General features: G+C 68.0%; 14 protein-coding genes and 2 tRNA genes. 10 read left to right on the top strand and 6 right to left on the bottom strand.

Translation table 11 applies throughout. From position 1 onward, the window contains the following. The first annotated feature begins 51 nt into the window (after nucleotides 1-51). The 5 genes from bmt to ACOGXD_RS06050 are packed head-to-tail and all read left to right on the top strand — an operon-like array spanning nucleotide 52 to nucleotide 5402. A complete protein-coding gene (bmt, locus tag ACOGXD_RS06030) occupies nucleotides 52-1047 on the top strand; it encodes a betaine--homocysteine S-methyltransferase (protein ID WP_419916998.1) in 996 nt (331 codons plus the stop codon). Further along, entirely contained in the window at nucleotides 998-2194 is a 1197-nt protein-coding gene (locus ACOGXD_RS06035; RefSeq protein ID WP_419916999.1) for a hypothetical protein, read from the top strand. Before bmt ends, ACOGXD_RS06035 begins: the two co-directional genes overlap by 50 nt. After that, nucleotides 2191-3000, top strand: a complete 810-nt coding sequence (locus tag ACOGXD_RS06040; RefSeq protein WP_419917000.1) for a UGSC family (seleno)protein — start codon at nucleotides 2191-2193, stop codon at nucleotides 2998-3000. Before ACOGXD_RS06035 ends, ACOGXD_RS06040 begins: the two co-directional genes overlap by 4 nt. Before the next feature lie 52 nt (nucleotides 3001-3052). Next, a complete protein-coding gene (locus ACOGXD_RS06045) occupies nucleotides 3053-4051 on the top strand; it encodes a WD40/YVTN/BNR-like repeat-containing protein (protein ID WP_419917001.1) in 999 nt (332 codons plus the stop codon). Next, a complete protein-coding gene (locus ACOGXD_RS06050) occupies nucleotides 3990-5402 on the top strand; it encodes a tetratricopeptide repeat protein (protein WP_419917002.1) in 1413 nt (470 codons plus the stop codon). Before ACOGXD_RS06045 ends, ACOGXD_RS06050 begins: the two co-directional genes overlap by 62 nt. Before the next feature lie 31 nt (nucleotides 5403-5433). Here ACOGXD_RS06050 and ACOGXD_RS06055 read toward each other — a convergent pair whose 3' ends face one another. Continuing rightward, a complete protein-coding gene (locus tag ACOGXD_RS06055; RefSeq protein WP_419917003.1) occupies nucleotides 5434-5850 on the bottom strand; it encodes a DUF1801 domain-containing protein in 417 nt (138 codons plus the stop codon). A 2-nt stretch (nucleotides 5851-5852) separates the two neighbouring features. Beyond that, nucleotides 5853-5926: transfer RNA gene (locus ACOGXD_RS06060), tRNA-Ala, on the bottom strand. A 104-nt stretch (nucleotides 5927-6030) separates the two neighbouring features. On the opposite strand from ACOGXD_RS06060, the gene ACOGXD_RS06065 reads away from it, so the two are divergent. The 4 genes from ACOGXD_RS06065 (at nucleotide 6031) to ACOGXD_RS06080 (ending at nucleotide 10243) form a co-directional block, all read left to right on the top strand. Next, the gene (locus ACOGXD_RS06065; protein WP_419917004.1) at nucleotides 6031-7239 is read left to right on the top strand and encodes an MFS transporter; all 1209 of its coding nucleotides are present in this window, start codon (nucleotides 6031-6033) and stop codon (nucleotides 7237-7239) included. Between the two features lie 47 nt (nucleotides 7240-7286). Then, nucleotides 7287-8324 carry a methyltransferase domain-containing protein gene (locus ACOGXD_RS06070; RefSeq protein ID WP_419917005.1) on the top strand — a complete coding sequence of 346 codons (1038 nt, stop codon included), beginning with the start codon at nucleotides 7287-7289 and terminating at the stop codon, nucleotides 8322-8324. A gap of 56 nt (nucleotides 8325-8380) precedes the next feature. After that, nucleotides 8381-9283 (top strand): LLM class flavin-dependent oxidoreductase, encoded by a 903-nt coding sequence (locus ACOGXD_RS06075; protein WP_419917006.1) that lies wholly within the window; start codon nucleotides 8381-8383, stop codon nucleotides 9281-9283. 63 nt (nucleotides 9284-9346) lie between these two features. Beyond that, the gene (locus ACOGXD_RS06080) at nucleotides 9347-10243 is read left to right on the top strand and encodes a TIGR03564 family F420-dependent LLM class oxidoreductase (protein WP_419917007.1); all 897 of its coding nucleotides are present in this window, start codon (nucleotides 9347-9349) and stop codon (nucleotides 10241-10243) included. Here ACOGXD_RS06080 and lgt read toward each other — a convergent pair. After that, a complete protein-coding gene (gene lgt, locus ACOGXD_RS06085; RefSeq protein WP_419917008.1) occupies nucleotides 10166-11071 on the bottom strand; it encodes a prolipoprotein diacylglyceryl transferase in 906 nt (301 codons plus the stop codon). The two genes, ACOGXD_RS06080 and lgt, sit on opposite strands and share 78 nt — an antisense overlap. A 51-nt stretch (nucleotides 11072-11122) precedes the next feature. Between lgt and ACOGXD_RS06090 the strand changes: the two genes are divergently transcribed. Then, on the top strand, nucleotides 11123-11860 hold the full coding sequence (locus ACOGXD_RS06090; protein ID WP_419917009.1) for a maleylpyruvate isomerase family mycothiol-dependent enzyme: 738 nt from the start codon (nucleotides 11123-11125) through the stop codon (nucleotides 11858-11860). 44 nt (nucleotides 11861-11904) lie between these two features. Here the strand turns inward: ACOGXD_RS06090 and ACOGXD_RS06095 are convergent, their stop codons facing one another. From ACOGXD_RS06095 to ACOGXD_RS06105, 3 genes are all read right to left on the bottom strand, one after another. Then, the gene (locus ACOGXD_RS06095) at nucleotides 11905-12891 is read right to left on the bottom strand and encodes an NAD(P)-binding domain-containing protein (protein ID WP_419917010.1); all 987 of its coding nucleotides are present in this window, start codon (nucleotides 12889-12891) and stop codon (nucleotides 11905-11907) included. A 39-nt stretch (nucleotides 12892-12930) separates the two neighbouring features. Beyond that, on the bottom strand, nucleotides 12931-13068 hold the full coding sequence (locus tag ACOGXD_RS06100) for a hypothetical protein (protein WP_419917011.1): 138 nt from the start codon (nucleotides 13066-13068) through the stop codon (nucleotides 12931-12933). Between the two features lie 23 nt (nucleotides 13069-13091). Beyond that, nucleotides 13092-13165, bottom strand: a tRNA-Ile gene (locus ACOGXD_RS06105). Nucleotides 13166-13224 lie beyond the last annotated feature (59 nt).

A 13224-nucleotide genomic window follows, 5' to 3' on the forward strand; every position in this document is an offset into this window, starting at 1 on the left:
CTCCCCGACCCGCTCCGCACACACGCATCAATCAAGGACCCGCGCCGACCGATGACGACGACACTGAATGACCTGGTGAAGTCCAAGGGCTACGTGGTGGCCGACGGTGCAATGGGCACGCAGCTGTTTGCCGCCGGACTGTCGGCCGGATGGTCGCCAGAGGAGTGGAATCTCAGCCACCCCGACGAGATCCGGGCCGTCCACCGCGGCTACCTGCAGGCGGGTGCCGACCTGATCGTGACCAACAGCTTCGGCGGCAACTGCTTCCGCCAGTCGCTGCACGGCTTGGAACACTGCGTGCCCGAGTTGAACCGAGCCGCCGCACACATCGGGCGGGCCGAGGCTGATGCCGAAACGCAGCGTGCTGACCGGCCGGTGCTGGTAGCCGGCTCGATGGGCCCGACGGGCGAACTGCTGGCGCCGCTCGGCGACATGAGCGTCGAATCCTGCGAAGCCGCGTTCGCTGAGCAGGCTTCTGCCCTCGATGCGGGCGGGGTTGATCTGCTGTGGATCGAGACCATGAGTGCCCTTGACGAAGTGGAAGCCGCCGTCCGCGCAGCGCGCAGGGTGTGCGATCTGCCCGTCGCAGTCACCATGAGCTTCGACACCGCTGGCTGCACGATGATGGGTGTCACCGGAAACGAGTTGGCCGACCGGCTGGGACCCATGGAACTTGCCGCCATCGGCGCCAACTGCGGCAACAACGTGCCCGACACCGAGGCAGCGGTTCTCGCCATCGCCCAAGTCGCTCCCGACACCCCGGTCATCTCCAAGCCGAACGCCGGCGTGCCGGTGTGGCACGGTCATTCGCTCGTCTATGACGGCACGCCGGATTTGCTGGCCGCTCACTCGCACCGGGTTCACGCCGCCGGCGTGAGCGTGATCGGCAGCTGCTGCGGCAGCACCCCCGAGCACACTGCCAAGATCGTGGCCGTGCTGGCAGGTGATGAGCCCACGCCCGAAGTCACCGCAGCGCCCAACCCTCGCGAAACGCTCGATGAGCGGCTCGTCCGCAGGCGTCCTCGGCGTCGACGGCACCGCCATTGACCGCGAACGGGTTCCGGCGGAGAGGTTCGATGGCCTCGGATGCGCGCAACCGAGACAACGGCAGGCCATGACGTCGAACGGCGATCTCGAATTGACCGACCCGTGGCAGGCCATCGAGACCTGCTACGAGGCCGGCTGGACCGACGGGCTGCCGGTGGTGCCCCCGACCGAACCGCTGGTGGACGCCATGGTGGCTGGCGGTGTCTGGGCCGCAGACGATGTGCTGCTGCGCGAACCCGCCCGCGGCCCCGAGGTCAGCGCACGCAAGGCGGCCGCCAACGCCGTCATGGCCGGGTGCCTGCCTGAGTACTTCCCTGTTGTGGGTGCCGCTCTCGCCGCCATCGGCGACCCGAGCTTCGAGCTGCATGCCGTGTCGGCCAGCACCGGCGGCGCAGCCATCCTCATCGCAATCAATGGTCCGATCCGAGACGAGATCGGCATCCACTGCAAGGAGAACCTGTTCGGCCCTGGCTTCCGGGCCAACGCCACGATCGGCCGCGCGGTGCGGCTGGTGCTACGGAACTGCCTCGCCGCCATTCCCGGCAAACTCGACAAGAGCACCCAGGGCTGGGCCGGCAAGTACGCGATGTGCTTCGGGGAAGACGAGACCACCAGCCCGTGGGAGCCGTACCACGTGTCGCTCGGCTACTCGCCCGACCAGAGCACGGTCACGGTGATGGCCGCCGAGTCGGGCCACAACGTGCTGAACCACGCATCGCCCGATCCCGAGGGCCTGCTGGGCACCTTCGCCGACACGATGGCTGCGCTGGGCTCGCTCAGCTCGGGCCGGTCGCTGGTGGTGTTCGCGCCCGAGCACGCCCGCAAGCTCGGAGCCGCGGGCTGGAGCCGGGCGCAAGTGCAGGAGTACCTGTTCTCACACGCCACGCGCACTTATGCAGACGTGAAGCGCGGCGGCAAGGTCGAGGCGGCCGGGAACGTCACCGGTTTCCATCCGACGCAATGGATGGAGACCGACCCACAGGTGCAGCCCGGCGACGAGGACATCTCGGTCCCCCGCGGGACGTGTCCCGACGACATCGCGCTCATGGTCGGCGGCGGCGCTGCCGGCGGTCACTCCTCGTTCTTTCCCACCTGGAGCCGTGACCGCAGCGTCCCGCTCATCACGCAGGAGATACTCGCGCCATGACGGTCACCTTGGTGGATCCGACGCTGCCCGTCAGCGGTGCGGGCGCAGCGCTCGCTCCGCGGTCCGACTCGCTGGAAGGCGCCGTCATCGGGCTGGTGAGCAATGGCAAGACCCACGCCCCCGGGATCCTCCAGCGTGTTGCCCAGAACCTCATCGAGGCCCACGGGGCACGCGACGCGGTGCTGCTGATGAAGCCCACCGCCAACCTGCCGGCCGCTCCCGAGGAGGTGGAGGCGCTGGCCGCCGACGTGACGGCGATCATCGCCGCCATCGGCGATTGAGGAAGCTGCTCGTCGAGCAGTGTGCTCGACGCCGTGCACTTCGAGCAGCGGGGCGTGCCCGCTGCCGCAATCCTCACCGAACCTTTCGCAGCCACCGGCGAGGCAATCGCCGAACTGCAGGGCTTCGCTGACTACCCGTTCGCCACCGTGCCCCACCCCATCGGCAGCCTGACTTCGGCCGAGGCGATGGCTGTCGCCGATGCGGTGACCCCCGCTGTGTTGGCGTTGCTCACCACCGCCAGCGTGCACCCCGTCCGCGCCGGCGGCCTGACCGAGACCGGGCCTGCCGATGTCGTCGAAGAACTGGCTGCCGTCCTGCGCGCCGACCGTGCCGACCTCACTGCGTCGATCACCGGACGCCACATCACACTTCGCCTGCACATTCCCGACGAAGCCTGCGCCGAATGCGTCCTGCCCGCCACGATGCTCGTGCCCATGTTCCAGCATCGCTTCGACGCAGAGCTCGGCCCCGGCTGGACCATCGCACTCGACGACCCGCGAGAGTCTGAGCACAGCAGTCAGTGAACGTCTGACGCGCCCGAACCCGCCATTTCCGCGTGCGATCTAGGGTGAGCCCATGAACGGTCAGCTGCTTGCGGGAACCACCAAGGGCGTCTTCGCCATCGACAGCACGGGATCCACACAGACGCTCGAAGCACGCCACGTCCGCGACCTCGTCAACGTCGACGGCCGCCTGTTCGCTGGATCGGCCAGCGGCCTGTTCACCAGCGAGGACGGGGGCCAGACCTGGGCCGGGCCGCAGCTCGCCGGGCGCGAGGTGTGGCAGATCCGGGCCGCCAGCGACGGCCGGCTGTATGCCAGCACCGAGCCGGCGGCCCTGTTTCGCAGTGACGACGACGGCGCAACGTGGGACGAGATCACGGCGTTCGCTGCGCTCCCCGAAGCGGAGCGCTGGTGCGTGCCGGTCGAGCCTCCCCTGCCGGGGCGGGCACGTGCGCTCGTCATCGACGAGGACGATCCCGACCGCATCTGGGTCGGTGTCGAGGTCGGCGGTGTGGCCCGCTCCACCGACGGGGGCGAGAGCTGGTCGGTCGACCTGCCCGGCGACAACCCAGACATTCACATGATGTTCGCCCACCCCGCCGAGCCGGGGGTGCTGTTCATCAGCACCGGCTATGGCCGCTTTGACGGCGTCGCCGAAGAGCTCGAAGGCAACGCCGGCGTGTTCCGCTCCGACGATTACGGCGAGTCATGGCAGTACGCATGGAAGGGCGTCGTGCCGCGCTACTCGCGTCCGCTGTGCGTCGACCGCCGCGACCCCTACAGCGTCACCGTCGCCAGTGCGCCCACAGCGTTCTCGCATTACAAGGACGACGGCGGGGCTCATGCGGCCCTCTACAGGTCGGACGACCACGGCCAGTCGTGGCGGTCGCTCTGCGACGACGCCCACTCGCCGTCGCCGGTCAACTTCCATGGCCTGATCGCCGATCCCGACAACGTGGGCGGGGTGCTCGTGGGCACCGACACGGGCGAGGTATGGCAGGTGTCCGACGATGCCCAGTGGACCGAACTCGGGTCGGGTCTCCCGCTCGTCTGGTCGCTGGCGGTGGTCTGACGCGACCCGGGAGACCACGGACACGCCGACGGCGGCGACGCTGGAGACAGAGCGCATGAAGGACCGCTACGGCCTCGAAGTGAGCACCTCATCCGCCGAGGCCCGTGACGCCTACGTCGAGGGCATCGACCGCATGCTGTCCGCCGAGGCTGGGGTCGAGGACTGCCTGGCGGCGGCGATCGCGGCCGATCCAGGGTTTGCCCTCCCTCACGCCGCCTTGGCCCGCCAGCACCAGCTCTACGTGCGGCCCGACGAAGCACGGGCCTCAGCGGAGGCCGCCGTTGAGCTGAGCCACTCGGCCACTGCGCGGGAACGCCAGCACGTCGAGATTGTGCGGCTGCTCGTCGCCGGCCAGGTGCCCCAAGCGCTCGACCTCATCCGCCAGCACGTCATCGACTACCCGCGGGATGCGTTCGCCCTCGCACCCGCCTGCGGCGTGTTCGGCGCCATCGGCTTCAGCGGCCGTATCGGCCGCGAGGCCGAACTGCTCGAGTTTCTCGAGCCGCTGGCCACGCACTACGGCGACGACTGGTGGTTCGCCACAGTGCACGCCTTCGCCCTCATCGAGACCGGACGGTGGGACCGGGGCCGGCAGCTCGCCGAGCGTGCGCTCGAACAGCGCCCGAGCACTCCCCACGGTGCCCACACGCTCGTGCACGCGCTCTTCGAAGCCGGCGATGACGACGAAGCGGTCAGCTTCCTCGAAGGGTGGCTCCCCGATTCTGACCGGGCGAGCGTGCTGCACTGCCACATCTGGTGGCATTACGCGCTGGTGCTCATGGCGGTCAGTCGCCACGACGATGCATGGCAGGCCTTCCGCCACAACTGCCTGCCGGGCACCACGACCAGCCCGCCGATCACCGTGTTCTCCGACTCGTCGTCGTTCATGTGGCGATCGGAGTTGGCAGGGCAGCCTCGTGATCGCGCCATCTGGCAGCAGGTTCGAGAGTTCTACGAGGAGCGGTTCCCGCAGCCGATCGTGTTCGTCGATGCCCACGCCGGACTCACCTATGCCGTCCTCGGCGAGACCGAGCAGCTGCAGGCGTGCCTCACCGAGCTGCAGGAGCTTGGCGAGGCAGGCCGCCTGCCGGCAGGCACCACTGGGGCAACGCTCGGTCAGGCCTACGGCGCATTCGTCGACGAGAAGTGGTCGACGGTCATCGATGTCCTCGAGCCGCTGATCCCCCAGGTCGTCCGCATCGGCGGCAGCCGGGCCCAGCGTGACCTGATGACCAACACGCTCCTTGCTGCATACGTCCGCAGCGGGCGTACCGACGAGGCCCGAGCGTTCTGTGCTCAGGTCGTCGACCGTCGACCCACTCGCCCGGTGGCTGGCTTTGAATTGTGCTGATCGCGGTGGTGAGATCTCAGCCCGCCGCCAATCAAAACCCGTGCCAGCCGTCGAGTGCTGCCGACTGCTCGATCCACGCTGACATCTGCGTTTCGTCGAATTGATCCTCAGGTATGTCCACCCAGCGCGAATCGGGATCCTTGCCCGAGCCGGGCGGCTCGGGAACGAGCAATGCGCCATTGAGGAACGTCACCTTGACGTACCGGGTGAATGCATGGCAGCTCGCGAACCATCCGCGCCCCTCGACGCCGTAGAAGGGCGAGTTCCACCGCACGGCCTTGCGCACGTCAGGCACGATCTGCTCGATCAGATCATCCAGCTGCCGAGCGATGGCGCCCTTCCACCCCGGCATCGCCTCGATGAAGGCCTGCACCGGGACATCGCCGTCGCCCTTGGGAATCTGCGGATTGCCACCAGCAAGGAGCTTCGGTGACTGCGCATCGGACACTGTGGAGCTGACGGGACTCGAACCCGTGACCCCCTGCTTGCAAAGCAGGTGCTCTTGCCATCTGAGCTACAGCCCCAAGAAGCGAGGGCCACCGAGGGTACCGGCCAGCCCGCCGCGCGAATCCGGGTGAGATCAGTGCAACCCGCGGGGCGGGCCGGCGCAGGGCAGGCTTGGGGGCTGGTGGACGGCACATCGAACGTGACGAACTCACAGGAACCCGCAGAGCCTGCGGCCCCGTGGTCGATTGCGGCTGCGGCGTTTGCTGCCAACTTCGTGACGTTCGGGATCCTCTTCTCGTTCGGGGTCTTCCTGACGCCCATCGCGGACGACCTCGACACGACGACCGGTCCCGTGGCCGCCTTGTTCTCGACGGCCGTCTGCACCTACTACGCCGGCGGCGCCATCGGAGGTCGCATCGGGGACCGCTACGGCGCCCGCCTGCTGGTCGGGGTCGCAGCGGTGGCGATGTCAGCGGGTCTTCTGCTGACCGCCTGGTCGAATGCGCTGTGGCAGACCTACGCCGCGTTCGGGGTTTTGGTCGGGCTCGCTACGGGTTTCTGCTACCCGTCGATGATCGGCCTGATCAGTCGCAGCTTCAGCGAGCGACGGCGTCCCGCGGCAATGGGCTTCCTGCTGGCCGGCGTGGGTGCCGGGACGCTGGTCATGCCGCTGGCGAGCCATGCGCTGATCTCCAGGCTGGGCTGGCGCCAGACCTACGCCGTGCTGGCGGCTGTGGCTCTCGTCGCCATCGGCTGGGCAGCGACGCGCGGCGACCGGGTGAGCATGTCCACGGCAGGCCTCATTCGTGTCGCCCGGCTGGTGCGCTCGCGCCGATTCCTGCTGTTCTTTGCAGCAGTCGTGGCGATCGGGCCGGGCTTCTACGCGCCGGTCGCGTTCTACAACGACTACGCGGTCGACCGTGGTGTCGCGCCGGCATTGGCCGCAGCACTGATCGGCATCTCAGGCGCGACGAGCGTCGTCGCCCGGCTGGCCTGCGGCGCGCTGGGCCATCGCGCCGATCCGATGTGGCTGTGCCGGTCGGCGTTTGCTGCCATGACGGCAGCGCTGGCGATCTGGTGGATCTCTGACGGGAACCCTGCAGTGCTGATCGCCAGTGCCGTTGCGCACGGTGTCGGCTGGGCGGTGTGGGTGACCGCCACACCGTCGGTGCTGGCTGGCTGGTACGGGGTGGAGAACTTGGGCGGTGTGATCGGCATCCACTACACAGGTCTCGGTGTCGGCGCGCTCGCCGGTCCGGCGGTGTGCGGCTTCATCATCGACGCCTCCGGATTCGGACCCGCAATCGTGCTCGTCACCGTCACCAGTCTCATCGCGCTCGGCCTGTTGATGCTGCCGATGCGGGAAGCGGCCATCGCAGGATCGCCGTAGGGCGTGCATGGATCGGGCCCGTGGCTCAGCCTCTTAGGCTCCCCCGGGTGAGCAGCATCTGGCAGGTCGCACGCGGGCTGAAGGCGTCGTACCGCGGCTCGGATCTCCGGCAACGAGTGGAGCTGCTGAACAGGCGACTCGACGAGACGTATGCGCCGAGCGATGGCCCGAGCTCCGACCACGCCGAGACAGCAACGGAGTACTACGACATCTGCAGCCACCTCATGATCTACGGCTGGGGCGAATCGCTCCACTTCGCACCGCTGACTCCACAGGAGAGCTTGGAAGACTCCAAGCTCCGCCATCAACGGCTGATGATCGACAAGCTGGATCTGCGCGAGGGCATGTCGGTGATCGATGTCGGATGCGGAATCGGCGGGCCGATGCGGACGGTGGTCCGTGAAGCTGGAGTCGAGGTCACCGGCATCAACAGCAGCGGAGTCCAACTGGCCAGGGCGAGGGAGCTGACCGCCGAATCAGGCCTCAGCGACATGATCGACTACGTCGAGTCCAGCTTCATGGACATGGCCGCCATCGAAGACGGCACGTATGACCGGGCCTACGCGATCGAATCGACCTGTCATGCGCCGGACAAGGTCGGCGCATTCACCGAGATCTCGCGGGTGCTGAAACCCGGTGCACTGTTGTGGGGTCAGGAAATGTGTCTGACCGACACGTTCGACGCTGACAACGCGAATCACCAAGAGATCAAGCGAGAACTCATGCGCGGGATCGCGCTCAAGCAGATCGCAACATTCGCCGAAGTCAACCAAGCACTCGAATCAGCAGGATTCGAAGTCATCGAAGGCATTGACCGCGGAACCGCCGAGAACGGATCGGCAACCCCGTGGTATCAGCCGATGGAAGCACGCAGCGGAACCGGCAGGATCACCCTGCGAGGAACACCCTTGGGTCGACAGCTCGCGATCCGGGCTGCACGCGTGGCTGAAACGTTGAGGATCCTGCCCAGAGGTACCGCCGAGATCGCCAAGCTGCTCGATCGCACCGCCGACGCCTACGTCGCCGGCGGCAAGACGGGAATCTTCACGACGCTGTATTGCTTCGTGGCCCGCAAGCCTGTCTGAGAGCCCCGCGGCACAGCCAACGGCGGCAATCTGGCATGTCTGCTAGGAAACCCCGCATGAACATGCCTGCCATTTCACTGGCCGCCGTGCGCGGCCGCCGTGAACGCACCCTCGAGATCGCCGCCGAGATAGAACAGCGCAGCTTCAGCGGCATTTACTGCCCCTCCATGGGCGATCCGGTGGCGCTGTGCCAGGCGATTGCCCAGGTCACCAACGAGATCCACTTCGGCACCTCGGTGCAGCCGATCTACTTCCGCAACCCGGTCGACATGGCTTCGACTGCGGCATTCATCCACGAGATCTCGGGCGGACGGTTCTGGCTGGGCATCGGCGTGACGCACGGGCCGGTGCATGAGCGCCTCGGCATCACGCCCGGCAAGCCGCTCGCCGACATCCGGGAGTACATCGCTGCCATGGAGGCCGCGTCGTCACAGCACGGCGATCTCCCGCCGATCGTGCTGGCCACGCTGCGCCAGCGCATGGCCGAGCTGTCTGCGGAGATCAGCTCGGGTGCGGTATGGGCGAATGCGAGCTGCAACGACTTCCAGAACTCAGTAGCGCACCTCGGCGAGGCGGCGGGCCGTGACGATTTCTTCGTGGGGAACATGATCCCGACGGTCATCGATGACGACCGCGCCGCGGGAGCAGCGCGGAACCGCAAGACGCTGGCCGGCTACGTGTCGCTGCCGAACTACCGGAACTACTGGAAACAGGCAGGCTGGGTCGACGAGATGGAAGCGGCCGAGACGGCGATCGCCGCAGGCGACACCGAAGCGCTGAACCGGGCGATGACCGATGACTGGCTGTCGAACGCGACGCTGTACGGCTCGGCCAGCCAAGTCCGCGACGGCGTCGAGGCATGGTTCGATGCCGGCTGCAAGACGCCGATCCTGGTGCCGTCCAGCACGAGCGGCGGTCAGCTCAAGGCGCTTGAAGAGCTGTTCGACACGTTCGCCTGAGCCTGGCACCGACTCGGCCGCCAACCCGGAAATACGGGTGGGCGCGCCGTTACGCTGCCGGACATGCATATCGAGCTGTTCGGATTCGACACCACACCTGAGCGCTTCGAGGCCAGCATCCGCGAGGCCTCCGAGCAGGGCTTCCGCCGTTACTGGACGCCCCAGATCTTCGGCCACGACGCGCTGACCACCATCGCCGTGGCCGGCCGCGAGGTGCCCGGCATCCGGCTCGGCACCGCGGTGGTGCCCACCTACCCCCGGCATCCAATGATGCTGGCCCAGCAAGCACTCACGACCCAGGCCGTGATCGGCGGGCGCCTGGACTTGGGCATCGGTCCGTCGCACAAGCCAGTGGTCGAGGGCATGTGGGGCTACTCGTTCGACCGGCCCATTGCGCACATGCGCGACTACCTAACGATCCTGACGAAGCTGATGACCGATCGCCGTGTCTCCCACGGCGGCGATGCTGTTGTCGGGCGCGGCGAGATCACTCCCCCGGCTGCTGACGCGCCGCCGGTGTTCGTCGCGGCGCTGGGCAGCCAGATGCTGCGCCTGACCGCCCGCATGGCCGACGGCACGTTCACCTGGATGACCGGGCCGGCAACATTGCGGGATCACACCGCGCCGACCATCAACTCCGCAGCCGCCGAGGCCGGTCGCCCGGCGCCGCAGGTGGTGGCCGGCTTTCCGGTGTGCGTCACCGATGACGCAGCCACCGCTCGCGAGCGGGCTGCCAAGGACTTGGTGGTCTACGGCACGCTGCCCAGCTACCGGGCGATGCTCGACCGAGAGGGCCTCAGCGGGCCCGAGGACATCGCCGTCATCGGGAGTGCAGCCGAGGTCAGCGATCGCATCAACGCGCTGGCCGACTGCGGCGTGACGTCATTCGCCGGATCGGCGTTCGGCACCCTCGACGAGCAAGCCGCTACCCGCGACACCCTGATCAGCTTGCTGAGCTGAATCGGGGCCACGGCGCAGGCCCGCCAGCACGGCTGCCAGCGCTGCGAGGCCGACCACAATGCTGGTCCACACGTTGATCCGCACGCCCCACAGCTCGTTGGCCGTGTCGATGCGCAGAAGTTCGATCCACAACCGCCCGGCGGTGTAGCCGAGCACATACATCGCGAACAGGTAGCCGGTGCGCAGCCGCGGCAACACCCTGGGGACGACCCACACGAGCGTCGCCGCGAGGCAGAGATTCCACAGGGCTTCGTAGGCGAACGTGGGATGAAACGTCTCTTCAAGGCCGTAGCCGGCGACGCGGTGCGCCTCGTCGATCTCGAGCCCCCAGGGCAGGTCCGTGGGCTGACCGTATAGCTCCTGGTTGAACCAATTCCCCAGCCGGCCGATGGCCTGGGCCACCGCGAGCGCGGGCGCCAGCGCGTCGAGCATCGCTCCGGTGCTGTGCCCGCCCCGGCGCAGCATCCACACCGCAACCAGCACGCCCACCGAGATGCCGCCCCAGATGCCCAGCCCGCCCTGCCAGATCTTCAGCGCATCACCGAGGTTGCCCCGATACCGATCGAAGTCGGTGATGACGTGATACAGCCGGGCGCCGATCAGGCCGGCGGGAACCGCCCAGATCGCGATCGTCCCGACCAGATCGTTGGCGCGAGCCCGGTACGCATCGTCCCCGTCCGCGATGGCCCGCCGCCAGCGGCGGGAGGTGATCCACACTGCCACCAGCACGCCCAGGGCGATGGCAACGCCATAGGCTCGGATGTCGAGCGGGCCGAGCGAGATGTAGCTCCGCGACGGACTGGGAATCGACGCCAGAAGCCCGTTCACGTCGTGGCTGCGGCCATTGGCTCGACCGGCAGGAGCAGGAGATCACAGGCCATGAATGCCACAGGGTACGCAGAGTTGCGGGCCGCAGAAGGCGCGCGACTCAACGAAATCGCCGCAGATGCCGAACGCTCACCGGACATGTGGGCCAGACGCGTCCCCAGCTGCGGCGACTGGACCCTCGAAGCACTGATCGAGCACTGCGCGACGGTCTGGACATTCGTGCACAGCAGCATCACTGCGGGAGCGCGCGTCGACCCAACCGCCATCACCAGACCTCCGGGTTCCGTGGCGCAGTGGCACGCGGACGCATTCAACGCACTTACCGGCCTCATGACGGAGCGCCCGCCGGATGCCGAAGCCTGGTCGTGGGATCCCGAACAACAGTCCATGAGCTTTTGGTGGCGGCGTATGGCGCACGAATGCACGATGCACCGGTGGGACGCTGAAGCCGCCCTTGGCATGACGCCGGCACCTATTGCACCCGAACTCGCTGTCGACGGTGTCAACGAGCTCTTCGATGTCTACGTGCGCCTGCGGCTGCCGGAAGGGTTCGCAGGAAACGGCGAGACCGTGCACCTGCACGCCACCGACGCGGACGGAGAATGGGTCATCACTCGCACGCCCGACGGGATGCAGGTGGAGCGTGCGCATGCGAAGTCCGACGTAGCTGCACGAGGCCCGGCCCAGGACCTCCTGCTGTTCGTGTGGGGCCGCATCGGCCCAGAACAGCTCGAAACGTTCGGCCGCACCGACCTGCTGGAGGAATGGCAGCGGGACGTGCGCTTCTGACCGAGTGCCCGCAGCGGAAGCGGCAAACGCCTCCGCTCCCAGCGCTACAGGCGTGCGCCCTCGTAGGCGGCGGCGCGGACGCCTCGCTCGGCCAGCTCGGCAAGCCACGGCAACGGGTCGTCGAGCATTCCCAGTCCCCACGCTCCGGCGGGCAGTTCGTCGGCCAGCGCCCAGCCGGCAGCGGTCGCTGCCACCGCAGCAGCGGCCGCACTCGGATGGTCGATCACGCCGAGCACGTCGGTGCAGTGGCGGCCGTCGCGTATGCCGCGCAGCTCCACCCGCACCCCGCCCGGCCCGCCTTCAGGGTGGGGCGGCCGCAGCATCGGCAGCATGGCCGTGAGGCGATCGCGCCGCGTACCCGCCACCCGAGCGGTCACCCGTTCGACATCGCCGAACGCCGGCACCAGCAACAGCGCATCCGCCAGCGCCGCCCGGTAGCAGTCGTGGGCGCCGAGCGGGTCGGGGAACCACACGAGCTCCCGGCCCGATCCGCCGCGACGGCGCCGCCATTGCCCGTCGCGCCAATCCACCGAGGTTCCGGTCCTGGCTCGGTGCAGCTGGCGCTGGCATGCCGGGCCTCCGGTGCCAACCCGGGCGATGTGCACTTCGGTGACCACGTCGAATCGGGCCGCACCGTGGCGGGCCAGCAGGCAGCTGTAGCCCGGCGAGAAACCCGCACCGACCACGACGGACCGTTTGGCGTTCATGGCTCGCTTGTTCATTTCGAGCAATTGCTCAACGTCGGCCACGGCACCCGACAGCGACACCACGTGCGAATGGCGCTCGAGGGCCTTGCCGGCGAGCGCAGCGTGGCCGCCGCTCGGCAGGCTGAGCACCACCACGTCAGCTTCCGGCAAGGCGCCGGGTTCCAATACCTCCACATCCACATCGAGCAACTGTGCAGCGAGGCCACGCAGTCGGGCGGTGTGACGCGATCCCAGCACGAGCCGGTCGACATCAGGCCGCGAGGCGAGCTGCCGGGCGATTCGCTGCCCCACCGCGCCCGCGCCGATGACTGCAACGGTGCTCATGGGATTGGGCTCATGGGATTGGGCTCACGCGTTCGGCGATCACCGCAGATCGGCGCCGGCCAGCTGACGCCAACTGCCTTCCCTGCGGGGGATGTCCTGCGATGAACGCAACCGCAGCACGATGGTGACCAGACCGCCAACGACCACGGCGAGCAGCGCCCGGCGAAGAAAGCTCACTGTGCCCGACGCTGGTCCATGTGTGGGGCTAGATGGAATCGAACCAACGACCTCACCCTTATCAGGGGTGCGCTCTAACCGACTGAGCTATAGCCCCGCGGAGCCGCACACACTACAGCCCAGTCGTCAATGTGTGCGCCCGCTGCGGAGGCGGCA

Source organism: Candidatus Poriferisodalis sp. (genome assembly GCF_965204125.1).
Classification (GTDB): domain Bacteria; phylum Actinomycetota; class Acidimicrobiia; order Acidimicrobiales; family Poriferisodalaceae; genus Poriferisodalis.